General features: G+C 46.4%; 24 protein-coding genes. 11 read left to right on the forward strand and 13 right to left on the reverse strand.

From position 1 onward, the window contains the following. Positions 1-2: 2 nt before the first annotated feature. Genes IEW69_RS08740 through IEW69_RS08750 form a run of 3 tightly spaced genes read right to left on the reverse strand, consistent with a single transcriptional unit; the run spans position 3 to position 3153 of the window. Positions 3-1109, reverse strand: coding sequence for a carboxylate-amine ligase (locus tag IEW69_RS08740; protein WP_188626462.1), 1107 nt, complete (start codon positions 1107-1109; stop codon positions 3-5). Positions 1110-1130: 21 nt separating this feature from the next. Further along, positions 1131-2429, reverse strand: coding sequence for an ATP-grasp domain-containing protein (locus IEW69_RS08745; protein WP_188626463.1), 1299 nt, complete (start codon positions 2427-2429; stop codon positions 1131-1133). Between the two features lie 19 nt (positions 2430-2448). After that, on the reverse strand, positions 2449-3153 hold the full coding sequence (locus IEW69_RS08750) for an esterase family protein (protein ID WP_188626464.1): 705 nt from the start codon (positions 3151-3153) through the stop codon (positions 2449-2451). A 173-nt stretch (positions 3154-3326) separates the two neighbouring features. Here IEW69_RS08750 and IEW69_RS08755 point away from each other — a divergent pair, with 173 nt between their 5' ends. From IEW69_RS08755 to IEW69_RS08765, 3 genes are all read left to right on the forward strand, one after another. Then, on the forward strand, positions 3327-4136 hold the full coding sequence (locus IEW69_RS08755; protein WP_188626465.1) for an alpha/beta hydrolase: 810 nt from the start codon (positions 3327-3329) through the stop codon (positions 4134-4136). Positions 4137-4215: 79 nt separating this feature from the next. Continuing rightward, positions 4216-6021 carry a translational GTPase TypA gene (gene typA, locus IEW69_RS08760; protein WP_188626466.1) on the forward strand — a complete coding sequence of 602 codons (1806 nt, stop codon included), beginning with the start codon at positions 4216-4218 and terminating at the stop codon, positions 6019-6021. 139 nt (positions 6022-6160) lie between these two features. Then, the gene (locus tag IEW69_RS08765; RefSeq protein WP_188626467.1) at positions 6161-6877 is read left to right on the forward strand and encodes a 3-ketoacyl-ACP reductase; all 717 of its coding nucleotides are present in this window, start codon (positions 6161-6163) and stop codon (positions 6875-6877) included. A gap of 56 nt (positions 6878-6933) precedes the next feature. Here the strand turns inward: IEW69_RS08765 and IEW69_RS08770 are convergent, their stop codons facing one another. Beyond that, positions 6934-7497, reverse strand: coding sequence for a type 1 glutamine amidotransferase domain-containing protein (locus IEW69_RS08770; protein ID WP_188626468.1), 564 nt, complete (start codon positions 7495-7497; stop codon positions 6934-6936). Between the two features lie 588 nt (positions 7498-8085). Here IEW69_RS08770 and IEW69_RS08775 point away from each other — a divergent pair. Beyond that, on the forward strand, positions 8086-10668 hold the full coding sequence (locus IEW69_RS08775; RefSeq protein ID WP_188626469.1) for a glycoside hydrolase family 2 TIM barrel-domain containing protein: 2583 nt from the start codon (positions 8086-8088) through the stop codon (positions 10666-10668). On the opposite strand, the gene IEW69_RS08780 is transcribed toward IEW69_RS08775, so the two are convergent. After that, the gene (locus IEW69_RS08780; protein WP_188626470.1) at positions 10665-11417 is read right to left on the reverse strand and encodes a glycosyltransferase family 2 protein; all 753 of its coding nucleotides are present in this window, start codon (positions 11415-11417) and stop codon (positions 10665-10667) included. The genes IEW69_RS08775 and IEW69_RS08780 overlap by 4 nt on opposite strands. Positions 11418-11427: 10 nt before the next feature. Continuing rightward, on the reverse strand, positions 11428-12699 hold the full coding sequence (locus tag IEW69_RS08785; RefSeq protein WP_188626471.1) for a glycosyltransferase family 4 protein: 1272 nt from the start codon (positions 12697-12699) through the stop codon (positions 11428-11430). Between the two features lie 104 nt (positions 12700-12803). Between IEW69_RS08785 and IEW69_RS08790 the strand changes: the two genes are divergently transcribed. Next, positions 12804-13559 carry a class I SAM-dependent methyltransferase gene (locus tag IEW69_RS08790; protein WP_188626472.1) on the forward strand — a complete coding sequence of 252 codons (756 nt, stop codon included), beginning with the start codon at positions 12804-12806 and terminating at the stop codon, positions 13557-13559. 15 nt (positions 13560-13574) lie between these two features. On the opposite strand, the gene IEW69_RS08795 is transcribed toward IEW69_RS08790, so the two are convergent. Genes IEW69_RS08795 through upp form a run of 7 tightly spaced genes read right to left on the reverse strand, consistent with a single transcriptional unit; the run spans position 13575 to position 19088 of the window. After that, positions 13575-14474 carry a glycosyltransferase gene (locus tag IEW69_RS08795; protein ID WP_188626473.1) on the reverse strand — a complete coding sequence of 300 codons (900 nt, stop codon included), beginning with the start codon at positions 14472-14474 and terminating at the stop codon, positions 13575-13577. A gap of 1 nt (position 14475) precedes the next feature. Beyond that, the gene (locus IEW69_RS08800) at positions 14476-15237 is read right to left on the reverse strand and encodes a class I SAM-dependent methyltransferase (RefSeq protein ID WP_188626474.1); all 762 of its coding nucleotides are present in this window, start codon (positions 15235-15237) and stop codon (positions 14476-14478) included. 8 nt (positions 15238-15245) lie between these two features. Beyond that, positions 15246-15893: a class I SAM-dependent methyltransferase gene (locus IEW69_RS08805; protein WP_188626475.1), complete on the reverse strand. Its 648-nt coding sequence runs from the start codon at positions 15891-15893 to the stop codon at positions 15246-15248. Then, complete coding sequence (locus tag IEW69_RS08810; protein ID WP_188626476.1) at positions 15890-17212, reverse strand: flippase; 1323 nt, start codon at positions 17210-17212, stop codon at positions 15890-15892. The genes IEW69_RS08805 and IEW69_RS08810 overlap by 4 nt, the downstream gene beginning before the upstream one ends. Beyond that, a complete protein-coding gene (locus IEW69_RS08815; protein WP_188626477.1) occupies positions 17209-17742 on the reverse strand; it encodes a DinB family protein in 534 nt (177 codons plus the stop codon). The genes IEW69_RS08810 and IEW69_RS08815 overlap by 4 nt, the downstream gene beginning before the upstream one ends. 12 nt (positions 17743-17754) lie before the next feature. Continuing rightward, complete coding sequence (locus IEW69_RS08820; RefSeq protein ID WP_188626478.1) at positions 17755-18444, reverse strand: YjjG family noncanonical pyrimidine nucleotidase; 690 nt, start codon at positions 18442-18444, stop codon at positions 17755-17757. Further along, positions 18444-19088, reverse strand: a complete 645-nt coding sequence (gene upp, locus IEW69_RS08825; RefSeq protein ID WP_188626479.1) for a uracil phosphoribosyltransferase — start codon at positions 19086-19088, stop codon at positions 18444-18446. The genes IEW69_RS08820 and upp overlap by 1 nt, the downstream gene beginning before the upstream one ends. 78 nt (positions 19089-19166) lie before the next feature. On the opposite strand from upp, the gene uvrB reads away from it, so the two are divergent. The 6 genes from uvrB (at position 19167) to IEW69_RS08855 (ending at position 26355) form a co-directional block, all read left to right on the forward strand. Further along, entirely contained in the window at positions 19167-21203 is a 2037-nt protein-coding gene (gene uvrB, locus IEW69_RS08830; RefSeq protein WP_188626480.1) for an excinuclease ABC subunit UvrB, read from the forward strand. A gap of 2 nt (positions 21204-21205) precedes the next feature. Then, complete coding sequence (locus IEW69_RS08835; RefSeq protein ID WP_188626481.1) at positions 21206-21406, forward strand: YwbE family protein; 201 nt, start codon at positions 21206-21208, stop codon at positions 21404-21406. Between the two features lie 103 nt (positions 21407-21509). Beyond that, the gene (locus tag IEW69_RS08840; protein ID WP_188626482.1) at positions 21510-21773 is read left to right on the forward strand and encodes a DUF4834 family protein; all 264 of its coding nucleotides are present in this window, start codon (positions 21510-21512) and stop codon (positions 21771-21773) included. Positions 21774-21854: 81 nt separating this feature from the next. Then, the gene (locus IEW69_RS08845) at positions 21855-24353 is read left to right on the forward strand and encodes a hypothetical protein (RefSeq protein WP_188626483.1); all 2499 of its coding nucleotides are present in this window, start codon (positions 21855-21857) and stop codon (positions 24351-24353) included. Positions 24354-24368: 15 nt separating this feature from the next. After that, on the forward strand, positions 24369-25355 hold the full coding sequence (locus IEW69_RS08850; RefSeq protein WP_188626484.1) for a glycosyltransferase family protein: 987 nt from the start codon (positions 24369-24371) through the stop codon (positions 25353-25355). A 19-nt stretch (positions 25356-25374) separates the two neighbouring features. Then, on the forward strand, positions 25375-26355 hold the full coding sequence (locus tag IEW69_RS08855; protein WP_188626485.1) for a DUF6427 family protein: 981 nt from the start codon (positions 25375-25377) through the stop codon (positions 26353-26355). The last annotated feature ends 17 nt before the right edge of the window (positions 26356-26372 follow it).

The following is a 26372-nucleotide window of genomic DNA, read 5'->3' on the forward strand; positions in this document are numbered from 1 at the left end:
TTTTACTGTTTCGCGCCTATAAGCGTCTGGTTGGTTATAAAATCTACAACCGACTCAAGGCTACCCGTTTGTTCAAAAACGGCTAACTGCCGGTCTGCACCTGTTCCGTTTGCCAGCATCTTATGAACGTAGTTGATGTCTTCCCTGCAACCCAGGTCGTCCACCACATCATCCACAAAATCAAGCAATTCTAAAATCAGGTTTCGGCAGTTCACCTCCATTTCCTTGCCAAAATCAATCAGGTTGCCATCTATGCCATATCTGGCAGCACGCCATTTGTTCTCATTGATCAATGCCCGCGAGTAATTGATGAAAGACATGTTCCTTAAACGCAGCTGGTATAATTTCGCGCAAAGCGACTGAAAAAGGGCTGTTAAGGCCATTGTCTCATCAATAAGCATCGGACAATCGCAGATCCGAAACTCAATGGTCTGGAAAAACGGATGCACGCGGATGTCCCACCAGATTTTTTTAGCATTGTCAATGCAGTTCGTTTTGATCAGCAATTTGACGTAATTGTCATAATCTTCGATGCTGTTAAAGATGTCAGGTATGCCGGTTCTCGGGAATTTATCAAAGATCTTCGTGCGGAAAGACTTATAGCCCGTATTCCTCGATTCCCAGAAAGGGGAGTTGGTCGATAATGCAAATACGTGCGGTAAAAAGTACCGGACCTGATTGGCAATATGTACGGCCAGCTCTCTGGATTGGAAACCAACGTGTACATGCAGGCCAAAGATCAGGTTGGATCTTGCAGCCTCCTGCAGTTCATTTACAATCTCACTGTACCGCGGGTGTTCGGTAATCAACTGCTTCTCCCAATGCGAAAAGGGGTGGGTGCCCGATGCACCAATCCGCAGGCCCTGTTCTCCGGCAAGCTGCGATACGGTGTATCGCAGCTGGGAGATTTCTTTTCTGGCCTGCGTGGTATCCGTACAGATACCGGTGCCAACTTCCACAACGGCCTGGTGCATTTCTGCCTTTACCTGGTCCTTGTGTATCTTTTGCGCGGCTTCAACAATTTTCTGGTCATGCGAAGTGAGCTCCCGGGTCACCGGGTCAACAACCATGTATTCTTCTTCAATGCCAAGGGTAAACTCGTTCTTCATGACGATCCGCTTAAATAATGACTATTTCTTGCTGCTTTCTTTTTTTGCCTTTGGTGCTGCAGCCTTGCTGCTGGTTTTAGCAGGTTTTTCTGCCTGTGCAGCGCCAGCTTTATCGCCACTTCCCGCTTTCGCTGTGCTCGCTTTCTTCGCAGCAGGTGCCTTCTTCTCCGCTGTAGCATCCTTTTTCTCGGAGATTTCACCCTGTGCGGCCGACTTGTCTGCTTTTGCGGCAGGTTTTGCTTTGGTTGATTTTGAGGTCTTTTCTGCTGTTGCGGACTTCGACTTGCCTGCTTTCTGCTGTGGCTCCAGTTCTACCGGTGCAGCAAGCTCTTCAGAAACTGGAATTTCTTCTGCAGCTTCAAGCTTAATCTTTCCACCCGCTTTCACGGAACCTTTTACATACTCGCCCCAGGTTAAGTTCTCCTGATTTGGCTTATGTGCCCTTGCACGTTCAATGGCGTACAATGCAGAATGTTCAATTACCCAGTTGAAGTTGTCTTCACCTACGCTGGTAATTTCCGCATCCGGAGCAGGGTTACAGAAGTCAATCGCGTAAGGAATACCGTCACGCACCGCAAACTCTACGGTATTGAAGTCATAACCCAAGTGTTGGTTCAGCTTCACGACATAATCGTGCATGGTTTGCAACAGCTCCTCGCTGGATGGTGCCTTATCTACCGCATAGCGCAGGTGGAAAGGATTATTTGGCTCATACTGCATAATGCGGACATACTTGCCACCAATGCAGTAACAGCGATAATATTCTTCAAACTTGATCTCTTCCTGAAGCATCATCACCAACTGTTTGGTTTCTTTATGCTTCTCAAAGAAATCTTCTTTGTCATTGATCTTGTACACATCTTTCCAGCCGCCGCCATCAAAAGGCTTCATGTAAGCCGGGAAACCAGTGTATTCAAAAATAGCATCCCAGTTCAGTGGGTAAGCAAGGTTCGAGAAAGACGCGTCCGAAGTATCTGTAGGCAAATCCCTTGAAGGGATCAGCGCCGTTTTCGGTACCGGAATGCCCAGCTTTACAGCGAGCGCGTTGTTGAAGAACTTCTCATCCGCGCTCCACCAGAAAGGATTGTTGATCACTGCAGTACCCGTAATGGCAGCATTCTTCATTGCTGCTCTATAAAAAGGTACACCCTGCGAAATGCGGTCCAGAATAACAGCATAGTCCAGTGGTTCACCCTGGAAAATCTTGTCAATGTTCACATATTCCGCAACAAATTCTCCTTCGGCAAGCTCGTTCACACGTTTAACAAAAGCTTCCGGAAAAGATCTTTCTTGTCCGAATAAAATCCCAATTTTTTTCATCGTAAATACGTTTAGTTTTTTAGAGTTTAGATAGGTAGTCAGGTAACATCTCCCGCCATATCGGCCAGTCATGATCCGCATTTGGCCGGATGTCCAGCCAATGGGAAATGCCCTTCTTATTTAAAATTTCTGATAGTTGCTCATTATAACCCCTGCAGATGTCCCGGTCACTTGTACCCAAAACAATCTTCATCTTCCAGAGGTCCGGATTATGGTCGCCCGGCAGATAGTCCACCGGATTATGATAGTACACTTCTTCATTGTAAAAGCCATCCAGCTGCCCGCGGATGTCAAATGCCCCGCTCAAACTGAACATATGAGATACCAACCAGGGATAGCGAAAAGCAAAGTTTGCCGCATGGTACCCACCAAAGCTGCAGCCCGCGGTAATAACCTTATGATGTCCGGTATCATGTTGCGCACGGCTCACCACTTCTTCAAGCAACATCTTGTCATACCAGCTGTGGTTCTTAATTCTTTCTGCCGGATGCACGCCTTTATTATAAAAACTCAGGCTGTCTATCCCATCCGGGCAGTACACCTTCACCTTACCGGAATTGATAAAGTAGTGTATGGAATCGATAAGTTTGAAGTCTTTATTCTCGTAATAACGCCCTTGACTGGTTGGAAATAAAAGGAGCGGATGGCCAGCGTGACCAAAGGTCAGCATGTCAATGTCCATATTCAGATTAGGACTATACCACTTGATGTATTCTTCCTGCATAGAAGTAATTTAGATGATGAGATATGAAGAACTCTTGGTAAACAAGAATACGATTCTTTTGTTGCTGAAATGCGATGATATTGCAAAAAATATTACCCGCAGGCCGATATTTTTAAAGGTTAAACCGCTTTGTGGAAAACATTTTGCTCGGGCAGGTTGTAAATAGCATAATTATGATGATCCCCGAGCTCAAAATCAGCACACATATCCTGAAATCCATCCCACTTAGACGCCGGGTGGAGTACATCGCCTATGTGCCTGCAGGTATACCAGCAAATACCCCAATGAACCTGCTGCTGCTGAATGACGGACAGGACGCGGAAGGATTGAAACTGGAGGCGAATCTTAAGGAGTTGTATACTGCCGAACGCATTGATCCGCTCATCCTCATTGCAATCAAGTGTTCCGATGAGCGCATGCAGGAGTACGGCGTTGCCGGAAGGCCGGATTTTCAGAAGCGTGGGAGCAAGGCAGATTTGTACAACGACTTCATCATCAAAGAGCTGTTGCCGGAACTGGATCGAAAGTTCAACCTGAAGTATAAGGCAAAAGTCGGCTTTGCTGGTTTCTCCCTGGGTGGGCTTAGCGCTTTCGACATTGCCTGGCGGAATCCGGATCGTTTCGACCTGATCGGCGCTTTTTCTGCATCTTTCTGGTGGCGTACGAAAGCGCTGGACGACGGCTACACGCCGGAGGACCGGATCATGCATCAGGTGATACGCGAAACAGCGGGTAAACCGGAGCTGAAAGTATGGCTCATGACCGGAACAGAAGATGAGACGGAAGACCGTAATCATAACTACATCATAGATTCCATAGACGACACCATCGACATCATTAAAGAATTGCTGGAGAAGGGTTATACCCGGCCGGAAGAGGTCTTTTATTATGAGATGGTGGGTGGCCGGCATGAAGTACCATGCTGGGCAATTGCACTGCCCGCATTCCTGTGTTGGGCTTTCCCCAGAACGACAGTCTTTTAGTATCAAGATATTAGCGTTTTACATACGTGGTTTTTACGATTAAAAACCTTATCTTTGCGCCAAAATACAGGCGCATTTTATGCAAAAAATAAGAAACATAGCTATTATAGCACACGTCGATCACGGTAAAACCACCTTGGTTGATAAAATTTTACACACTTGTTCTATTTTTCGTGACAACGAGCAAACAGGTGATTTAATCCTTGACAATAACGATCTGGAGCGCGAGCGTGGTATTACCATCGTTTCGAAGAACGTTTCCGTTATGTACAAAGATGTTAAGATCAACATCATGGATACTCCTGGTCACGCGGATTTTGGCGGTGAGGTAGAGCGGGTATTAAAAATGGCTGACGGTGTATTGTTGCTTTGTGATGCCTTTGAAGGTGCCATGCCACAAACACGTTTTGTAACACAAAAAGCATTGGCATTAGGTCTTAAGCCTATTGTTGTTGTAAATAAAGTAGATAAAGAAAACTGTCGTCCGGAAGAGGTATACGAGCAAATCTTTGAATTGTTCTTCAACCTTGAGGCTACAGAAGATCAGTTGGACTTCCCTGTAATCTATGGTTCATCTAAACAAGGATGGATGAGCACAGACTACACTAAACCAACAACAGATATTTTCGCGTTATTGGACGCTGTAGTGGAATCTATTCCACCTGCACCAACCAATGATGGTACACTACAAATGCAAATCACCTCTCTAGATTATTCTTCTTTCGTAGGTCGTATTGCAATTGGTCGTGTACACCGCGGTAGCATCACAGAAAACCAGCCGATCACATTGATCAAACGTGATGGTAAAATGGTGAAGTCTAGAGTAAAAGAACTTTATACTTTCGAAGGTCTTGGTAAAATCAGAGCTACAGAAGTAAAATCTGGCGATATCTGTGCCGTAGTTGGGATTGAAGGTTTTGATATCGGTGATACCATCGCTGATTTTGAAGCACCAGAACAACTTCCGGTTATCAGCATCGATGAGCCAACCATGAACATGTTGTTCACCATCAATAACTCTCCTTTCTTCGGTAAAGAAGGTAAATTCGTTACTTCTCAGCGTATGAGAGAGCGTCTGTACAAAGAGATGGAAAAAAACCTTGCACTTAAGGTTGTTGAAACTGAATCTCCAGATGCGTACCTGGTATACGGAAGGGGTATTCTCCATTTATCAGTACTTATTGAAACCATGCGTCGTGAAGGTTATGAGCTTCAGGTAGGTCAGCCACAGGTTATCGTTAAAGAAATTGACGGTAAAAAATGTGAGCCTATTGAAACTTTAATCGTTGACGTACCGGGTGATGTTGCTGGTAAGGTAATTGAATTGGTAACACAACGTAAAGGTGAGTTATTGATCATGGAACCTAAAGGTGATCTTCAACACTTAGAGTTTGATATCCCTGCACGTGGTATCATCGGACTAAGAAATAACGTACTTACTGCAACTGCTGGTGAAGCAATCATCGCACACCGTTTCAAAGCTTACGAGCCTTGGAAAGGTACAATTCCTGGGCGTTTAAGTGGTGTATTGGTTTCTATGGAAAAAGGTACAACAACTGCTTATTCAATCGACAAACTTCAGGATAGAGGCCGTTTCTTCGTTGATCCGGGTGTAGATATTTATGAAGGTCAGATCGTTGGTGAGCACATCCGTGATAACGACTTGGTTGTAAATATTGTTAAAGGTAAAGCCTTAACCAATATGCGTGCTTCCGGTACAGATGATAACACCCGCATCGCACCAGCAATTAAGTTCTCTCTGGAAGAAGCTATGGAATATATCCAGGCTGATGAGTACATCGAGATTACACCAGTAAGCATGCGTTTACGTAAAATTCACTTAACAGAGAATGCACGTAAAATCAACGCTAAAAACTATCAATAGCCAAAAGCTATACTTCATTTAAGAAGTATAAACTTTATATATACAATGCCGGCAGCTTATCCTGCCGGCATTTTTTGTTTACACTGCCGTTGTTTTTCCAGCAGTGCTTTTTTCTACATTTGTCCAAAATTGGAATTATATGGAATCTCTAACTGGAAAAAATGCAATCATAACCGGTGCCGGAAAGGGCATTGGAAAGGCAGTAGCCATCGCACTGGCGAAAGAAGGTGTAAACATTGCACTTCTTGCCAGAACGGAAGCCGATCTGTCGGCACTTGCAGCTGAACTGAAAACATACGGAGTTAAGACTGCTATCGCAACAGTGAACGTCGCGGATATCGAACAGGTAAACGCAGCCGTAGCGAAAGTAAAAGCGGAGCTTGGTGCGATTGATATCTTAATCAACAACGCAGGTATCTCCTCATTCGGTTCTTTTATGGAGCTTGAACCAGCACGCTGGGAGGAAATCGTGAAAGTGAACCTTTTCGGTCCTTACTACATGACCCGCGCAGTATTACCGGAGATGATCGAACGCAAAACCGGAGACATCCTGAACATTTCATCTACCGCAGGTAAGAATGGTGCCGCGGTAACCAGTGCATACAGTGCATCAAAATTTGGACTGATCGGTATGTCTGAATCCCTCATGCAGGAAGTACGCAAACATAACATCCGTGTAAGTACATTGCTGCCAAGCACCATTGCAACAGACATGGCCAAAGACCTGAACCTGACCGACGGAAATCCGGAGCGCGTCATGCAACCTGAAGATTTTGCGGAATTCATGGTTTCACAACTTAAATTAAACCGCCGTGTTTTCGTAAAAGAAGCCGGCTTATGGTCTACAAACCCATAAAACACAAAAAAGGGGAAATGAATCATTTCCCCTTTTTTTATACTTCATGGTTTCGCTTATGCGTGTTGGCCGTCGTGTACACCTTCTGCAAACTCCTCAACGATCTTGTCGTTAAAAGCAGGCAGATCCTTCGGACTTCTGCTGGTCACCAATCCCTGGTCAACCACAACTTCTTCATCCAGCCATTCGGCACCTGCATTTACCAGGTCCACCTTAACGGTCTGATACGAGGTTAGCTTTCTGCCTTTAACAACATCTGCGGTAATCAGAATCTGTGGTGCATGGCAAATTGCTGCAACAGGCTTGCCGGCTTCGAAAAATGCTTTCACAAAGCTGATGGCTTCTTCACTGCCTCTAATGGCATCCGGATTGAGAACCCCACCAGGTAACATCAACCCGTGATAATCCGCTGCATCTACTTCAGATACCACTTTATCTACATCAAGTTCGATGGTCCAGTCTTTATCGCCTTTCATGGCCTGAATTTTCCCAGCTTTAATGGATATGATATGTACGTTTGCACCTTCTTCCTTTAAGCGCTGTACCGGGCTGGTTAATTCCGATTCTTCAAATCCACTTGCTGCAAGTACTGCAATGTTCTTGTTATTCAATTGTCCCATTGTTATATGATTTAAGTTTATAATAATGTCTGCATAAACTACATTCCACAATCCAGATTGTTTTTGCGAGCTGGACTTCAAACGAATTCAGACATAATCATGACCGCTCCACAGCTGTACTGCGCATCGACAGACATCCAGGTGGTAGCTGGAGCGGCTTTTATTCGGCCCCTGTTCGCCTATCCTTCGCCTTGAGCCGAAGGATAGGCGAACGAAAGGCGAACAATAGGCGAACGAAACGCGGTTGAAAGCAGAAGCTTTTGTGATTTTTACGCCTTGTTTTCCTTCATGTATTATAATGGTCTTTGTTTACCGTGAAATTCTTTATTGCCGGAGGATCTTGCCGCCGTAGCGGCCATGATTGTGAAAGTGTTGGGCTGGATTGTGTAGTGCAGACCGACTTTCATACTTTAAATTTGCGCGCATCTAATTGCTTTTTACGCTCCTATGAAAGGTCTTCTTCATTTTAGGGTAGTTCTCTGTACCCTGGTTAGTTTTTTATTTCCGTTTGCAACTATGGCCTGGCCGCAGGCTAAACCGTCGCCGCAAAATGGGCGGGAGGTACCACTTTCGGGAACCTGGACTTTTATGAAAGATCCCAAAAATCAGGCGATGCTGCCAAACCTGGATGCTGGCTGGCAGCCGGTAACTGTTCCACATACCTGGAATGCGGTAGACGCTTTTGACGATGTTCCGGGTTATTACCGCGGTGCAGGCTGGTACAAGATCGTGATGAAGACCCAAGCTGCATGGAAAGGGAAAGTGCTCTACCTGCAGTTTGATGGTGCCAATCAGGAAACGGAGGTGTTTGTCAATGGCAAAAAGGCGGGTGCACATATTGGGGGCTACTCCAGGTTTATCGTGCCGGTGACGGACTTGATGCGCAACGAAGCTTCAGCCCTGCAAACCATCGCCGTAAAAGTTAACAATCGTTTCAACAAAGATATTGCGCCATTAAGTGGTGATTTCACTTTCTTCGGTGGGCTGTACCGTAAGGTGTCGCTACTCGTACTGAATCCGGTGCATTTTAATGATCCGGATCATGGCTCCTCTGGCCTGTACATCTCCACACCGGAAGTCTCGGCAGCGAAGGCTGCGCTAAAAGTATCGGGGCAGTTGATCAATAAATCTGCTGCTACTAAGACGCTTGTGCTCCGTAACCTGGTTAAAGATCCACAGGGGCAAGTTGTTTATAGTGACGACTTCTCCCTGGGGCAGATCAGCGCCGGGAAGCGGGTGGCCTTTACGCATCAGCTGCCAACACTTAGCAATCCAGTACTCTGGTCGCCGGAACAGCCGGCACTGTATACCGTAATCAGCAGTATCGTTGATGCACAAACTGGTGCTGTGCTCGACAAGCTAGAACACCGGACAGGTATGCGCTGGTTTCGTTTTGATGTAAATGAAGGCTTCTTCCTGAATGGAAAACCCTATAAGCTGATGGGCGCGAGTCGCCATCAGGACTATAAAGGCTTAGGGAATGCAGTACCCGCAGCTTTACAAGTGGAGGACCTGCGCAAGATCAAAGCGATGGGTGCAAACTTCCTGCGGGTGGCGCACTATCCGCAGGATCAGGCAGTGCTGGATGCCTGTGATGAACTCGGATTACTCGCATCCCTGGAAACACCGCTGGTGAGTGAAATTACAGAAAGCAAGGCATTTACCAATAATGCACTTCGGATGCAGATGGAAATGATCAAACAGCATTACAATCATCCGAGCATCATCATGTGGACGTATATGAATGAGATTCTGCTGAAAATGCAGTTCAAGGATGCTGAATCGCGAAAGAAGATTTACGTGGAGAATGTTCGGCGACTGGCACTGGCCTTGGAAAAGATGACCAGGCGTGCAGATCCCTACCGTTATACCATGATTCCAAACCACCACAGCATCAAGACTTACAAGGAAGCCGGTTTGACCGACATACCCATGGTTGTAGGCTGGAACGTGTATCATGGCTGGTATGGTGGAGATTTGGCAAACTTTCCGGAGGCATTGGACAAGCTGCATGCGGAAGTGCCCGGCAAGCCATTCATGATCACAGAATATGGTGCAGATGCTGACCCCAGGATACATGCTTATAAACCAGAGCGCTTTGATAAAAGCGTAGAGTATGCCACCAGGTTCCATCAAACTTATTTGAAAGCCATACTGTCGAAGCCTTTTGTGGCAGGTGCTCAGGTCTGGAACTTTGCGGATTTCGCCTCTGAAGATCGTGAAGAGACCATGCCCCACATCAATAACAAAGGGATAATGACCATTGACCGGCAGGCCAAAAACACCTACTTTCTATATTGTGCTTTCTTGTCCAAAACCCCTTACCTAAAGATAGGTGCTGCAGCGCAGGACCGACGCAGCGGCTCGGCAATGCAGGGACAGGACGTTGTTACGCAGCCCGTAGAAGTGTTCGGTAATGTTGGTGATGCTGAACTTTTCCTAGATGGGAAATCGATGGGCAAAAAGAACTTCAAAGACCATATCGCGGTCTGGAACGTGCCGTTTCAGCATGGTAAGAACGCCTTAAAGGTGGTGGCAAGTGGCGCAGCGCGCCTGGAAGATCAGGCGAGCATCAACTTCAACCTCATTCCTGCCGATCTTAGCAGCAAGAAGCTGCCATTTAAAGCACTTGCGATATCCTTGGGTGATCCCAGGTATTTCGAAGATGAAACTGGAAATAAGATCTGGTTGCCGGATCAGGCGTATCGGAAAGGCTCATGGGGCTATATTGGCGGTGTACCTTACAAGAAAGAGACCGGTCATCAGCCATTTGGCTCGGATAAGAACATCGTAGGTACGGCCCTAGATCCCGTTTTTCAGACACAAAGGCTTGGGCTGGAAGGCTATAAACTGGATGTGCCTAATGGTAAGTACGAAGTAACCATGTACTTCGCGGAGCTGATGGGGGCAGAGATGACCACGGTATTGCCTTACAACCTGTTGCCTTCATACAAGAAATCGGCAAAAGAAGATCGCGTGTTCAGCGTATATCTGCATGGACACCTGATTGCAAATCGTCTGGACCTACCGAAGCAATTTGGTCTCGCCCTCGCGGTGCAGAAAAAGGCCAAGGTTATTATTAAGGACAATAAGGGGATCTACCTGCAGTTTAAGGCAATTGAAGGCCGTCCGGTGTTAAATGCCCTGGAGGTAAAGCGACTGGCGTTTTAGTCGTTGGTACGCCGGTGTTTCAGGAAGTAGTAGAGCAGTTTCCCTGCAATCACCATGTGGTTGAACAGATTTGGAAGGAGTCCGTAATACTTCGTGAAGATGTGGAAGCGTTCTTTCAGGCTTTCAAGGTGTTTTTGTTTAGAGACCCCGCCAACAAGGTATTTAGCCACATAGCGCCTGGTGTTCACAATTTTGCTGGCTTTTCTCGTCGCTTTGATGATCCAGTCAATATCGGCACTATAGCGGTACCGGAGATCGTAGGGCTCAATGATGGTGCGTTTGATGTAGATGGCCTGGTGACTGATGCTCATGCCATACTTGAAGCTTTCCCAGGTAAACTTTTCGGGTGCCTGGTGGCGCCTTTGGCCTAAGCTCTCCCAGTTTTCATTGTACATCTCTGTTTCGCCATAATAGATGTCGGCATCTGCGCCTGATGCAAATACAGCAGCAACGGTTTCCGGGTCATATAACTCGTCACCGGAGTTCATGAACAATACATAGTCGCCGGTGGCAAGCTTCAGTCCTTTATTCATAGCATCGTAGATGCCCTTGTCGGGTTCTGAGATGAACGTTGCTAACTGGTCCTTGTACCGCGCGATGATGTCCTTTGTTCCGTCTGTGGAAGCACCGTCGATCACCAGATATTCAATATGAGGATAGGTTTGGTTCAACACAGCGCGCATGGTGCGTTCAATGTCCCGAACATTATTGTAGACAATGGTAATGATGCTTAAAACAGGTGCAGACATGTACTGGGTATTATTTGGGGTGTCGGTTTAACAGTTCCTGATAGAGCTGCAGGTGTTTATCTGCAACAACTTCTTCTGAAAAATGCATGAGAATGGAGCGGCGGGCTTCTTTCTGTATTTCTGGGGCATGCTCATCGTGGTAGAGCCATTCAATGCCTGTCGCCAAATCTTCAGCGGATTTGTATTCGGCCAGGTAGCCATTCTCCAAGTGTCGCACCATGTCCGGAATACCACCTGTTTTAAAGGCAACCACGGGGGTTGCGCAGGAAAGGCTTTCCATCACCGTGTTCGGCAGGTTATCTTCCAATGAAGGCGCTATAAACACGTCTGCTGCAGAATAACACTTGGCCAGGTGACTATCATTATGTATGGAACCGAGGAAAGTCGTTTTGAAAGGGAATTCAGGCATATCGGCGTTTGCCTTGTTACCGAAAATCACCAGTTCAATGTTGTGCTTATCTATGCCTGGTCTGCTGGCAAGATCATTAAGCGCGTCAATCAGATAACTGGTGCCCTTATGCTTGTCATTTTTTGAAGGCATAAAGCCGGACATCAGGACAAATTTTTCCGCAGGGATCTTGAGCATACGTTTAGCTTCCGCTTTGACGTAAGGTTTGAAGACATTGGTCTCGATCGTGTTCGGGATTACCGAAACTGGCCGGAAGCCCATCAGGCTGCTCATTTTTACCGAATCGGCCATCCAGTTGCTTGGCGCAACAATATGGCAATTGAGCTCTGCATAGGCCTTGCTTTTGCGCTTCCAGGTTTGATGTGAGCTGTCCTTTTCGCCGCTGTTTTTCAGCAATGGGCAGTTTCCACAGGATTTATGGTAATGCTCACAGGTGTAACGAACATGACAGCCCCCGGTGAAAGCATTGCTGTCGTGGAAAGTCCACACAATGGGCTTATCGAGTTCATCGAGTTTCGCCAGATCTTTGGGTCTTAAAAAGCCGTGGTTAATCCAGTGAATGTGTATGATATCGGCTTCTTTAAGGCTGGGGTGTTTGGTGATGTTGCGGCCAAACCAGCTGAGGGAAAAGGGTGTTTTACTGTTTTTGGCGAACAGTTTTACGAGATAACGTTCGGCCATGATGTTGAAAACGGCCATTGCCTTCCGGAAGATGTTCCTGCTGAAGGTGCCGGTTTGCGCACTGTTTTCAAATTGAAAAAAGACCATCACCCGGGAACTTGCACCACTCGCATTCAGCGCATGATTCAAGCGGAGGCAGGCTCTTCCTGCGCCACCGTTTCCCTGGTATGTATTTAGGTGTACAACTTTCAATTTCTCAAAAATACAGATTATTGATTAGCGATTGCTATAATCTTGTATTTTTGGAGGTCTCCATTCCATAGTAGTGTCCTGGAGCGCTAAGCGCAAATAACTTTATGAATAATCTTTTAACAGACAGAGCTTTTTGGGTGAATTACTGGGAGCGCAAATCGGGTTTATCCATCAATGTGCCTGCCGATTATCTGTTTCATAAAGAACTGGGTACGATCATTAAGGAGCAACAGGTGCAAACCGCTATAGAGTTGGGTGGCTTCCCGGGTTACTACGCGGTATTTCTTAAAAAGTACTTTAAACTGGATGTTACGCTTTTAGATTATTTTATTCATCCGCCGATAACGCAATCCCTGCTGGCTGCTAATGGTTTGGGCGACCAGGATATCAAAGTAATTGAAACGGATCTCTTCAAGTATGTTCCTGAGCAGCAGTACGACCTGGTTTTGTCGTGTGGGCTCATCGAACATTTTGTGGATACCGCAGACATCATTAAGCGGCACATCAACTTTGTAAAACCTGGAGGCAGCCTGTTTATCACCCTACCGAACTTTAACGCGCTGAACGGTTGGTTTCAGAAGCAGTTTGACCCTGAAAATTATAAGATTCACAACATCAGCTGCATGGATCCGGCATTGCTGGCCGGCATCTGCCGCCAAGCGGGACTTGAGGTTGTGCGAGCCGGGTATTATGGGCATTTCAGCATCTGGCTGGAGGATGAGAAAAATAAGCCAGCCATGGTCAAGCTGTTTAAAAAAGCGGTATGGACGGCTGGCAAGGTGTTTACAAAGGTGTTCCCCTTTAATTCGAAGCAACTCTCCCCGTACATCATTCTGGAGGCAAGGAAGCCGAAGGGATAAGTTCGGCTGAAATCTTTAGGATAGCTTTGCTCTCACAAAACGTACTATTCTGGCCCAATACGATCCCTTTCTGTGCGCCAGGAACTTCTTGATGGACTGATAAGCCACTGGATGTTCTTTGATGGTGGCGGGAAACTGACGGATTGGTCTCGGATTTACAATTACATTGTAGATGTCGTTCATGCCGGAGTGCACCCCGGTGCCATCATGCCCGATGTTGTTGACCAGCGAATGCGAAGGATTTAGCGTTAAGCCACCTTTCAGGAATATCGAAGCATACCAGCGGATTGCCCAGGAGTTATTTTTCCCTTTCTTGAAATCCTGGATCTGCTTCCAGAAGTTCATGGTTTTATCGATGGAGAAATCATGGATCATCCTCGAATCGAATTGCGGGATCAGCACATCAATATCCGGTTCAAACTGCTTCCATGCACGTTCCCAGGTTGCCCAGCCCCAACTCGTGGCTGCACGGTAGAAAAAGCTTTCCGGTAAGTTTGGCGTTTTTAGCGGATACATATAGGCGCCGATATGCATCACCTTATGTTCATAGCGGTAACGGTTCAGCGCTTCATTGAAATAGGTAAGCGTATGCGGGGAGGTCACCAGATCATCTTCGAAAACGATGACCTGCTTGTAATCATTGATAAGTTGCGTTACCCCTTCAATAATGGCATTGGCCAATCCGGCATTTTCTTTACGCTGGATGATTTCTACAGATTTGAAGCCATCAACGGTTTTCAGAAATTCACGCACTTCCTGCACTTTGTCTTCATCGGCGGGCGACTTTGGGCCATCGGAAAAAATGAAAAGCCGGCTTTCTGCCGCAACCTCATTCTGCTGAAGGAACTTAATGGTCCTTTCGGTATGCTGCGGGCGGTTGTAGACAAATAATGCTATAGGAGCGAAATTTTGCATCTTAAAATATTTGCAGGGTTTGACTTGAATTACTGGTTAATACGGTATAAGCATTGCCAAACTGCTCTTGCTTTTTCTTGCCCAGAATAGATCCGAACAGCTTTTTCAGGCGGTATTCCAATTCTATTTTAAGTACCCTGGTTAAGGTCTTTTTGTTTTTTTTATTCTCGAACTCGTTGAACTTGATCGTTGCGGTCGGCGTGAGCGAGGTTTTGTCGGCAACAACTTCTAAACCTTCAGTCTGAAGCAGAAAGCGGATCAAGGTTGGGGTGTACATGTTGATGTGCCCATAGTTCAGAAAGTGCTTCATTCTTTTGTCCACACCGAACCGATAATCCAGGGGCACCTCGATGACAATGTACTGCGCGACGCGTTTTAGTTCGCGGAGTAAAATGCGTTCATGCTCCACATGCTCTAGTACATGGGCGAGGATTACGAGGTCGAAATGCTGATCGGGGTAGGGGATTTTATAGCCATCGAAGGAATCGACCGCCTTAAGCGATTTAAGTCTTCTGTTCTTAATCAATTCCACACCGGTGTCTGCAATTTCTAATGCATAGATTGCCGGAGAGAAGTTTGCCTGATCCAGGAAATGTAGAATGCTGCCATCGCCGGCGCCCACTTCCAGGACCGACTGTGGCTTTATGCTTTTGCAGACCTCCATGATGTTTTTAGCCTTGGCACTTGCGCCAAGCATGCGCCAGGCTTCGTCGCTGGACTTATAAAACTCATTGTAGGCGCTTTTTACGTCTTCACTTAACATAGGAATGCTTAGATGGAAAGGCAGTTATCTGCTTTATAGAAGACTGAAGTTGCTTTCAGGTAGAACAACCCCGGTGAGATGCCACTGAAGGATAATTCTTTAAAGCCGGCTTGTTTCAGCAAAATCCGTGCATCGTTATAGGCTGCCCTTTCGGAATCGTCAAGCACGATTACACCTTTCTCGCTCAGCGCGGCAAGGCTATGTTTGCAGCAGTTCACGCGGTCTCTGCCATCCACGATAATGATGTCGAACTTCTCGTTAAGTAGCGAGGCCTTGCGGGCATATTCCCCATCGGTGCTCAACAGCGTATAGATCATTTCAGCATTATCCGGCTTACTGCCTACAATCTTCTTGTACCATTCTTCATCATGTTCTACCGACACGACCCTGCGTACCTGCTTTGCATAAAAGAGGGTGGAGCTGCCGGAGCCATATTCAAAAACGACAAGATTCTTGTTGAGTCTGCCCTTGATGAAGTCGATAAACGAATAGGTTACCCAAGGAATCGGATCACCGTTGCCATCAATGGCCTGCTGCTCGTCAAAGGCACGAAACCAGCCGATGCTATTCAGGTAACCTTTATGCCCGTAAGATAGTAAGGCTTTCAACCGGCGCGGTTTAGCCAGTAACGTCGTTAATGCTTTAAGTGTGCTCAAGATTTAAATATTTTTTGTGCCGCAGAAATCAAAAATAAGGATTTTAACATCATAATGCCTTGCTGCCTGGTCTCCCGTAAAAATAAAAGATAAAAGGTTGAAAACATACAGGCAATCAATGTTGCGATAGACGCACCCAAGCCCCCGTACAGCGGAATTAACCACAAGTTTAGGACCACATTAAGTACAGCACCCAGGGCCGTGCGCTGAAAGGAGACCAAGGTATAGCCCTCTGCAAGCAGGTATTGTGTGCTTGCACTGCCTAAAAACACAAAAACGCCCGACCAGATGTGTATGGCCAGCATAGGTCCCGCCCCTTCAAATTGGTTACTTCTGTATAGCAGACTAATGATATCGGAACCAAAAAAGCTGATGAATAAGGCCACAGGAAGGCTGATAAAGATCAACAGATCGTAGAGATTCCCCATACGTTTGTTGTAGCGCTCCAGGTCTGTTCTTCGCGCATGAATGATGGCGGGGAAGACGGAGGTGACAATGGCCACAGGTATGAAATACCAGGCTTCGCTGAGTTTTGCCGCTGCGGCATAGATACCCACCTCGGCACTGCCGACGGTCTTTAGCATCACCTGATCGATCTTCATGTAAATGGAAACCATCACCGCAGAGAGGATCAAAGGAAAAGATTGCTTAAGCAGCGACTTTGCCCGATCCATTTTAAAGTACCAGTTCCGCATGCTTAAGCCACGAAGGTGGTACATCCAGACGAGCCCCGCAGCAAGGATGAAGCCGTCGAAGCAAAGCGCAACGGCGAAATAGATGACTGGAAGGCCGTAAACCACCAACAGCACTTTTACAACTGCGGAGATGATGACACAGATGTTCTGCACCTGGACTACGTATTTCGAAGCCACCTGCGACTGGAAGTAGGAGTCGATGACGTTGAAGGACTTGAAGAAGGACGCAAAGGCGAGGAAGAACACGATCCAGGTAAGGCTACTGTCGTGGTTCCCTGAAAAATGGTGGAAAACGATGTATATCAGCACAGACAATGGCACCAGTATTAAGTTGACGCCGATCCGCATGTATAAGGAAGTGCCCAGAATCTCGTCTTTCTTGTCTGGCTGCTGGATAATTTCGCGTATGATGAAGCTGTCTAGGCCCAGTGTGCCGACTGCAGCAATGATTGCTGTCAGGGCGTCTGCAAAACTCAGGTCGCCGAAAGAGATGGCGCCAAGGTAATTTGCAGTAACCAGGTTAATGACCATGCTTAGGATCTTGCCAAACATCAGCCAACCTGTATTCTTTAAGTATTTCTGGAAAGCAGCTTCATCAAAGCCCTTAATTCCGGGGATCTTCATGGGCGCAAAGATGTGAAATTATCTTGCCTTGCGATTCTGCTGAGTTGCTTTAGGTGATGTTTAAGGTGGATTTCTGTAAATCGTAACCACTGCAGGGCATTTAGATAGCCAAGTCTTGGATGGGCAGTTTTCAGCAGTGGATTTGCCTGTATAACTTTTTCTTCATACTGTTCAAGCTTAAGCTCGAAGGCATTGATAAGCTGTGTAGCCTCCTCGATGCTGATTTTCCGGACGCTGGATTCAAATTGTCGGGGCACCTTGAACTTCATGAGCGGCGGAAAGGCACCGAAGAATAGGATGGCCCGCGTAATGAAGTGCGTAGGCCTTGGTTTCGCATCGGGCGAAAGGCAGCGGTCGATGGCATCCAGCGATAGGATGCTTAAATCGAAAATGTGCGCATACACTTCCGAGTACGACCAGCCTCCGGCTGTAGGGGTGCTGACGAAAGTAGCTGCTGTAACGGCCTTGAGCCGGTTCCGGTAAGCGGCCGTAGTTGCCTGAATGGACGTGATAAGACCTGCTGCTTTCATATGGGCGGTTGATTAGAAATGTAAGAGCAGCTCTTCCAGATGATAAATCTCACGCTGTACGTCTGCCGGTTTTTCTTTCTTCAATGGATTGAAAAAGATGGCATCCATACCGAAGTTCTGGGCACCATAGATATCTGCTTCGAGGCTGTCGCCAATCATGATGCTTTCAGCCTTGCTGGCTTTTGCCTGATCCAGGGCGTATTGAAAAACAGCCTGATTTGGTTTGTTATATCCGACATCTTCGGAGATGATGACGTTCTGGAAGTAGGGGTTCAGGCCGGAGAGGTTCATTTTGGTAATTGTGGTCTCCTTAAAGCCGTTGGTGATGATGTGTAAGGCATATCGCTGCTGCAGGTATTCAAGTACCTTCAGGGAGCCTTCAAAGAGATTGGTTTTAGTGGGGCTCAAGCGTACATAATCCTCTTCAAACTGGACAGGCACGAGTTCCGGGACAATGCCCATCTGTACGAAAGTTCTTTTGAAGCGTTCTGCGCGGAGGATCTCTTTGGTAATTTTGCCTAGGTGGTAATCCGCCCAAAGGGCATGGTTATTCAGCGTGTAGTTGAGGATGAACTCATCTGCGGAGCTGAGGCCAAGTGTATCCAGCTTGTAGTGCTGGTACAACTCCATGAGGGTTTCTTCGGCATTTTTATCGAAATCCCAGATGGTATGATCCAGGTCAAAGAAGATGTGTTTTTTCATTATAGTTTCTTGCCAAATGCCAGATCACCAGCATCACCCAGGCCGGGTACAATGTAGGATTTGCTGGTCATTTCCTCATCAATTGCACCGACCCACAACTTCGCAGAAGGTAAATTCGCCTGTATGTGGCGGATGCCTTCAGCACTTGCAATAAGTCCGACAATATGCAGTTCCTTAACCTTAAATCTGGCCAGCAGCTCTTTGCAGCACATAACCATGCTTAAGCCCGTGGCAAGCATGGGATCTGACATGATTAAAATGCGGTCGTTAAGGTCGGGGGTAGAGATGTTTTCGATCTGGATGGTGAAAGCGCCGCTGCTATGCACTTTGCGGTAAGCGGAGACGAATACAGAATCCGACAGGTCGAAAACGTTTAACATGCCGGTATGCAGGGGTAAGCCGGCGCGGAGAATGGTTCCTAAAACAGGGGTGTAGAGCAGGGATTTGGTGTTTGCAAAGCCCAGGGGCGTCTGCGTTTCCCGATCGACATACTTCAGCGTTTTGCTGATTTCAAAAGCAAAGAATTCACCAAGGCGCTCCAGGTTTCTTCTGAAGCGTGCCGGATCACGTTGAATATCAACGTCCCTTAGTTCAGCGATATAGGTGTTTGCAATGGAATTTATTTTGTTTAATTCGAACATCATAGGCGCAGTAAAGGTACCTAAAATTAGGATATTAAGACGATATTCCAATATCCCAATAATCCTTATCTTTGATTACCTATGAAATTTAAACTCGTATCAAATTATAAGCCCACCGGTGATCAGCCAAATGCAATCAAGCAACTGGTGGAGGGTGTAAATAATAACGAACATTACCAGACTTTACTCGGGGTGACAGGCTCGGGAAAGACTTTTACCGTTGCAAATGTTATTGAGCAGACGCAAAAGCCAACGCTGATCTTGAGTCACAACAAGACCCTTGCGGCGCAGCTTTACGGAGAGTTTAAGCAGTTTTTCCCGGATAATGCAGTAAACTACTTCGTTTCTTACTACGATTACTATCAGCCGGAGGCTTATATGCCCAGCAGCAACACTTATATAGAGAAAGATTTAAGCATCAACGAGGAAATCGAAAAGCTTCGGCTTCGCACGACTTCCGCACTAATGTCGGGCCGCAGGGATGTGATCGTTGTTTCCTCCATATCCTGTATTTACGGTATGGGGAACCCGGAAGACTTCTCGAGATCGGTGTTTCGTTTTGCGGTCGGCACGCGCGTGTCCCGGAATACTTTTTTACATAGTCTGGTTGAAATCCTTTATGCAAGGACCATCAATGATTTTAAGCGCGGAACGTTCCGCGTAAAAGGGGATACGGTAGATGTATACCCGGCCTATCTGGATAATGCTTACCGGATCTCGTTTTTCGGTGATGACATTGAAGAGTTATCGGTCATTGATCCCGTTTCCGGGAAGACCCTGGAGAAGCTGGAAGACATGGCGATTTACCCGGCCAACCTTTTCGTGACGCCGAAAGATCGTTTTAATTCATCCATCTGGGGGATTCAGGAGGAGCTTGAGATCCGTAAAAACCAGTTGATTGGTGACCGGCAGCTGCTGGAAGCCAAGCGCCTTGAAGAGCGTGTGAACTTCGATATTGAAATGATGAAGGAGCTGGGATATTGTTCCGGTATTGAGAACTATTCGAGGTTTTTTGATGGCCGCTCACCTGGCATGCGCCCCTTCTGTTTGCTCGATTATTTTCCAGATGATTACCTTATGGTGATTGATGAGAGCCACGTTACGGTCCCGCAAATCCGGGCTATGTACGGTGGTGACCGCTCCAGGAAGATGTCGCTGGTAGAATATGGCTTCCGCTTACCTTCTGCGTTGGACAATCGCCCCTTGAATTTCGATGAATTTGAAAGACTTGCGCCGCAGACCATCTATGTTAGTGCGACACCTGCGGATTATGAATTACAGAAGTCTGAAGGTATCGTTATTGAGCAGGTGATCCGGCCAACGGGGCTGCTGGATCCGGAGATTGAGGTACGACCCGCCATTAATCAGGTGGATGATCTGCTGGATGAAGTGCATAAAACCATCAAAATGGGTGACCGGGTGCTGGTGACCACGCTGACCAAACGTATGGCAGAAGAGCTGACCAAGTATATGGACCGGCTGAACATTAAGGTTCGGTACATCCACTCGGAAGTGAAGACGCTGGAGCGTGTGGAGATTCTGCGTGGCTTAAGGCTGGGTGAGTTTGACGTGCTGATTGGCATTAACCTGCTGCGGGAAGGTCTGGATTTACCGGAGGTATCTTTAGTAGCGATTCTGGATGCAGATAAAGAAGGCTTTCTAAGATCTGAGCGTTCCCTGATTCAAACCATTGGCCGTGCCGCAAGGAACGACCGTGGCCGTGTGATCATGTATGCGGATAGCATAACTGAATCTATGGAGAAGACCATAGAAGAGACCATGCGACGTCGCGAGCGCCAGATTGCGCATAACCTGGAGATGGGCATTGTGCCGAAAACCGTAGGGAAGTCGCGCGAAGCCATCATGGAGCAAACATCCATGTTGAACTTTGCGGATAAGAATGAAAGCGCAAAAGCTTACGTGGAGTTTGATGATGTGAGTCTTGCTGCGGATCCGATTGTGCAATACATGAGCAAGCCGGAGATGCAAAAGGCCATTGATAAGACGAAAAAGGATATGGCAAAGGCAGCGAAGGACATGGACTTCCTGCTGGCCGCAAGATTGCGGGATGAGATGTTTGCCATGGAGAAAATATTTGAAGAGCGATTTGCAAAATAGAAATGGACGGAAGGAATAGAAAAGACGTTTATCCCGGATTGGCGGTAAACATTATACTTAAAAAAGATCAGCGTACCGGAAAGTTGACGGAGGGGATTGTAGCAAATCTTTTAACCTCAGCGCCTTACCATTCCCGGGGGATTAAAGTTCGACTGGAAGATGGGCAAGTTGGACGCGTAGCGGAGATCCTGGATGAAGACTAACATGGAGATTTATTGCGTATGTAATCATTATGCAATAAATTCCATATAAATGTAATAATGCAAAAGCAAATCCGTCATATTTGTAGTTAACAGTTCGTAAAGCATGGGTTTAGTAAAATTTATATTTATCACAATAATGGTACTTTGGCTGATCAGGTTATTGCTGAGGCTGATCTTTCCACTTGTGCTAAAAAATATGTTCAGTAAAATGCAGCAGTCTGCCGCCGACCCAAGGCAGCAACAACAGCAGCGCCAAAGCCGACGAAGTCCGGAAGGCTCGATCAACATCGACTATGTACCACCACAAGCGAAGAAGGGTAATGCCGACAAACTCGGTGATTTCGTGGAGTATGAGGAAGTGAAATAATATTTTATAATTTTTCATTTAGGCGCTTATTTCCTTCCTTTTTATATTTTTGGGGTTAGATTTAAATTAAACTAACCTTTAATGAATACATGGTTTAAAAGGAATGGCACACATCTGGCCATCATTGCGTTTTTCATAATCATCTGTTTTGCATACTTCAGCCCGGTTTTGTCGGGTAAAGGCCCCGCCCAAAGCGATGTCTTGCAGGCAAAGGCGATGCAGAAAGAAATTATGGACTACAAGGAAAAGGATGGAAAAGGCCCCCTTTGGACCAATCAGATGTTCGGCGGTATGCCCGCTTACCAGATCTGGGTTCAATATCCAATGAACATTGCTTCCCATGGAATTAACCTGATCAAAACAGTACTTCCGGATCCCGTAGATGTTGTTTTGCTATACCTTCTGGGCGCCTATCTACTATTCTGTACCTTAAAGATAAACCCATTCCTTGCTGCCGCAGGCGCCATTGCGTTTGCATTCACCTCTTATAATTTCATCATTATTGCGGCGGGGCATAGCAACAAAGCGTTGGCAATTGCATTCTGTGCGCCGATTCTAGCCAGCGTCATCATGAGTATGCGCGGCAGGTATTTGCTTGGCGGTAGCTTATTCGCCTTGTTCATGGCATTGGAAATCCGTGCCAACCACATCCAGATGACCTACTATCTGGCAATTGCGCTACTAATCTTCATCGGTATTGAAATCTATCATGCTTTTAAAGACAAGCGATTTGCTATTGTAGGCAAGGGGCTTGGCTATTTAGCGGCAGGTGCTGTAATTGCATTGATGGTGAATGCGGGAACAATGTGGACCACTTACGAGTATGGTGAACAGTCGAACCGTGGTAAATCAAACCTGACAACCGACAAAGCTGAAGAAAAGAACGGACTATCTAAGGAGTATGCTTATGGCTGGAGCCAGGGTGTAGGGGAGAGTTTCACTTTCCTGATTCCAAATTTATATGGCGGTGCGACCAGTATAGATGAACTGGTAAAACCAGAAAGCAACCTCTACAAATCCCTTGCTGAAGTTACCGGTGGAGACCCTACTGGCGCTATTCAGCAGCTTGCAGGTCAATTGGGCATGCAGCAATACTGGGGCGAAAAGCCAGGCACATCAGGTCCTTACTACTTTGGGGCGATCATCTGTTTCCTGTTTGTATTTGGTTTGCTGATCGTAAGAAGCCGCATCAAGTGGTGGATTTTAGGTACAACGATTCTGTTCATGTTGCTGTCTTTCGGCCGGAACTTCCCGCTGATCTCTGACCTGTTCTTTGAGTACTTCCCACTATATAACAAGTTTCGTGCTGTAGAATCTATCCTTGCTATTGTTGGCCTTCTGTTTCCAATTTTGGCCTTCTTAGCCTTACGTGAAGCACAGACTGAAGGTAAATACGAGCAAAAGGAGCTGGTTAAGAAATTAACTATGGCTGCTGCCATCACTGGTGGCTTTGCATTGCTGGTTGCCATTATGCCTACGGCACTGTTTAGCTTTACCAGCGCTAACCACCCGCAGATTGTTCAGGCTTTAACGCAAATCATGGAGAATAACACTGCCATGGCGCAGAAAATCGCGAATGCCCTGATTGCTGATCGTGTTGACATTGCGAGAGCAGACGCATTGCGTACCGTGTTATTTATCGCTTTGGCATATGGTTTACTATGGGCACTATTCACCAAAAAAATGAACATGCAATTCGTGTATGTACTGATTGGTATTCTGGTGCTGGTAGACCTTTGGCAGGTGGATCGCAGGTACCTGAATAAAGATAATTTCGCGAGCAAATCTGATCTGGAGAACCACTTTCAGGCCAGAGATGTGGATACTTTTATTCTTGCCGACAAGGATCCGAACTTCAGGGTGATGGATTTAACGATTTCTACGTTCCAGGATGCAAGTGCATCGCAGTTCCATAAAACTGTTGGTGGATATCATGCAGCGAAGTTGAAACGCTACCAGGAGCTTATCGATAAGCAGTTCTCAAAAAGCATCAACCAGGATGCCCTGGATATGCTGAACACAAAATATGTGATTACACAGGATCGTCAGACTGGCGCATACAAGATGTCCAGAAACAATACTGCAGCAGGAAATGCATGGTTCGTGCAGAAAATTGAGTTTGCGAAAGATGCTGACGAGGAGATGAAGGCGATTAACAGCTTTGATCCAAAGCGTGAGGCGATTGTTGATCAGCGGTATAAGGGGCTTATTGACTTGAAAAAAGTTGGTCCTGGTGCGCCGACATCGATGATTAAGCTTGATAGCTACCATCCGGATCACCTGGTGTATTCGTACAGTTCGCCGAATGATGCGGTTGCCGTATTCTCCGAAATCTATTATGACAAGGGTTGGAATATGTATGTCGACAAAGTGAAGAAGCCTTACTTCCGTGCGGATTATGTACTTCGTGCAGCACAGCTGGAAGCCGGAAATCACACTGTTGAATTTAAGTTTGAACCAACATCTTACTACATGGGTGAGAAAGTTTCCATGGCAGGTAGTATTTTGCTGATTGCTTTCCTTGGCTTTGCAGTGTATTCAGAAAAGCGTAAAGACAAAGTTCGTGTGGCGCAAGCCTAGGGGATTAAGTACTTAATGAGGATTCTCTATGCAATTCAAGGAACCGGCAACGGGCACATCAGCCGTGCGAGAGCGATTGTTCCCTTGCTTCAGCAGTATGGCAACCTTGATTTACTGATCAGCGGTACGCAGGCGGATGTCAGTCTGATTGAAAATGTAAAGTATGAGCTGCATGGCTTTAGTTTCATTTTCGGCAGGAAGGGTGGTGTAAATCATTATGAGACCTGGCGCAGCATGAATTTGCCGCGCTTTGTCCGGGATATGAACAAGCTACCCCTTAAGGATTACAACCTAATCATTAACGACTTTGAACCTGTAACGGCCTGGGCATGTAAACGTAAAGGCCTGGAAAGCGTGGGCCTAAGTCACCAGGCCTCTTTTCAGTCGAGGAACGTACCACGCCCCAAAAGTATCGATTGGGCGCAACTGGTGTTGAAATACTATGCACCGGCAAGTCACTATGTAGGCTTCCACTTTGAAAAGTATGACCATTTCATCAACACGCCGGTGATCAGATCCCAGATCCGTGAGCTGCAGGTGCGTGATGACGGCCACTACACGGTGTATTTACCCGCAATTGATGATAAGTTTCTGATTCCCATTCTCCATCAGCTACCGCATGTGCAATGGCAGGTGTTTTCCAAACATGCGATCGTTGGATATACAAGTAAGAATGTGCAGGTCAATCTGATCAACAATGAACAATACAATGCCAGTCTGGCGAGCTGTACCGGCCTACTCACCGGTGGCGGCTTTGAAGGCCCGGCGGAGGCGCTGTTTCTCGGTAAGAAATTGCTGGTTGTGCCCATGAAGTTTCAATATGAACAGCAGTGTAACGCTTTCGCATTAAAGAAGTTCGGCATACCGGTAATCTGGGGAAGCAACAAAAACTGGTTGCCGATACTTAAAGAATGGATTGATCATGGTCGCGTGATCCATGTGGACTATCCAGATGAAACCGCTTCGGTAATCGACCGTTTGGTCAAACAGTTTGCCAGATAAAATGCTTAATTAGCCGCACATGATCAATCAATTCAGAACGTCAAATCCGATAAACTTACTCCTGCTGTTCGCGTATACTTTTTTTATGCGGATTGTACTTCTTGTGGAGATACCTGACGCGCTGAACTTTGAATTTCTGGAGCCGTACACCAAGTTCTTCCTGCAGATTCCCTTAACCAGCGCATTCAGCCCCACGACCAATGTGATTGCTGCGGGCCTGATCATCTTTATACAGGCCATCATATTCAACATTATCATCAACAATCACGGTTTATTACCAAAACCAGGGTACCTGCCGGCGCTGCTTTACATTACCGGCGCCAGTCTATTTATGCCCTTCCTGGTGTTAAGTCCAACACTCATCTGTAATTTCCTGCTGATCTGGATGATGGATAAACTGTTGAAAATCGGGAAGTCACAGAATGTCATCATGATCATGTTTGATATTGGAATGATCATCGCCGTTGGCACCCTGATCTACTTTCCCTTTATCGTGATGTTGCTGATGTTATGGCTTTCCCTGCTTTTATACCGTTCCTTCAGCTGGAGAGAATGGGTATCGGGTTTGGTTGGCTTCATTACCATTTTCTTCTTTCTCGGGGTGTTCTACTACCTGAATGATAATCTGGGTATGTTTTATAAGATCTGGCTGCCGCTGGCGAACAAGTTTCCGGCAACATTCAAGATCAATTACAATGATTACCTGGTGCTGGTACCGGTTAGTGTGATGATGGTGCTTGCCATGATCCAGCTGCGGGATAATTTCTTCAGGAGTTTCATCAGCACCAGAAAAGCTTTCCAGATGTTGTTCTTCATGTTCATCTGTGCAATCATCAGTTTCTACACGAAACCCAATTTCCGGCTGTACCATTTTCTCCTTTGTGTGCCCCCGGGTGCGGTGTTGCTTGCCTATTATTTTTCCAATGCAAGTAAGCGCTGGTTCTATGAAAGTCTATTCCTGATACTGGTTTTAGCCATACAGTACTTTTTATTCGTTTAACTTTTTTTAACAATTTG

The organism is Pedobacter quisquiliarum (genome assembly GCF_014642175.1).
GTDB classification, from domain to species: Bacteria; Bacteroidota; Bacteroidia; order Sphingobacteriales; family Sphingobacteriaceae; genus Pedobacter; species Pedobacter quisquiliarum.

Coding starts and splice junctions, on each gene's coding strand:
- IEW69_RS08815 (WP_188626477.1), bottom strand. CDS start 17,742: ATGAAAGCAGCAGGTCTTATCACGTCCATTCAGGCAACTACGGCCGCT.
- IEW69_RS08840 (WP_188626482.1), top strand. CDS start 21,510: ATGGGTTTAGTAAAATTTATATTTATCACAATAATGGTACTTTGGCTG.
- IEW69_RS08800 (WP_188626474.1), bottom strand. CDS start 15,237: ATGTTAAGTGAAGACGTAAAAAGCGCCTACAATGAGTTTTATAAGTCC.
- IEW69_RS08780 (WP_188626470.1), bottom strand. CDS start 11,417: ATGTCTGCACCTGTTTTAAGCATCATTACCATTGTCTACAATAATGTT.
- IEW69_RS08775 (WP_188626469.1), top strand. CDS start 8,086: ATGAAAGATCCCAAAAATCAGGCGATGCTGCCAAACCTGGATGCTGGC.
- IEW69_RS08835 (WP_188626481.1), top strand. CDS start 21,206: ATGGACGGAAGGAATAGAAAAGACGTTTATCCCGGATTGGCGGTAAAC.
- upp (WP_188626479.1), bottom strand. CDS start 19,088: ATGATGTTCGAATTAAACAAAATAAATTCCATTGCAAACACCTATATC.
- IEW69_RS08755 (WP_188626465.1), top strand. CDS start 3,327: ATGATGATCCCCGAGCTCAAAATCAGCACACATATCCTGAAATCCATC.
- uvrB (WP_188626480.1), top strand. CDS start 19,167: ATGAAATTTAAACTCGTATCAAATTATAAGCCCACCGGTGATCAGCCA.
- IEW69_RS08850 (WP_188626484.1), top strand. CDS start 24,369: ATGAGGATTCTCTATGCAATTCAAGGAACCGGCAACGGGCACATCAGC.
- IEW69_RS08820 (WP_188626478.1), bottom strand. CDS start 18,444: ATGAAAAAACACATCTTCTTTGACCTGGATCATACCATCTGGGATTTC.
- IEW69_RS08795 (WP_188626473.1), bottom strand. CDS start 14,474: ATGCAAAATTTCGCTCCTATAGCATTATTTGTCTACAACCGCCCGCAG.
- IEW69_RS08845 (WP_188626483.1), top strand. CDS start 21,855: ATGAATACATGGTTTAAAAGGAATGGCACACATCTGGCCATCATTGCG.
- IEW69_RS08855 (WP_188626485.1), top strand. CDS start 25,375: ATGATCAATCAATTCAGAACGTCAAATCCGATAAACTTACTCCTGCTG.
- IEW69_RS08745 (WP_188626463.1), bottom strand. CDS start 2,429: ATGAAAAAAATTGGGATTTTATTCGGACAAGAAAGATCTTTTCCGGAA.
- IEW69_RS08765 (WP_188626467.1), top strand. CDS start 6,161: ATGGAATCTCTAACTGGAAAAAATGCAATCATAACCGGTGCCGGAAAG.
- IEW69_RS08750 (WP_188626464.1), bottom strand. CDS start 3,153: ATGCAGGAAGAATACATCAAGTGGTATAGTCCTAATCTGAATATGGAC.
- typA (WP_188626466.1), top strand. CDS start 4,216: ATGCAAAAAATAAGAAACATAGCTATTATAGCACACGTCGATCACGGT.
- IEW69_RS08810 (WP_188626476.1), bottom strand. CDS start 17,212: ATGAAGATCCCCGGAATTAAGGGCTTTGATGAAGCTGCTTTCCAGAAA.
- IEW69_RS08770 (WP_188626468.1), bottom strand. CDS start 7,497: ATGGGACAATTGAATAACAAGAACATTGCAGTACTTGCAGCAAGTGGA.
- IEW69_RS08790 (WP_188626472.1), top strand. CDS start 12,804: ATGAATAATCTTTTAACAGACAGAGCTTTTTGGGTGAATTACTGGGAG.
- IEW69_RS08740 (WP_188626462.1), bottom strand. CDS start 1,109: ATGAAGAACGAGTTTACCCTTGGCATTGAAGAAGAATACATGGTTGTT.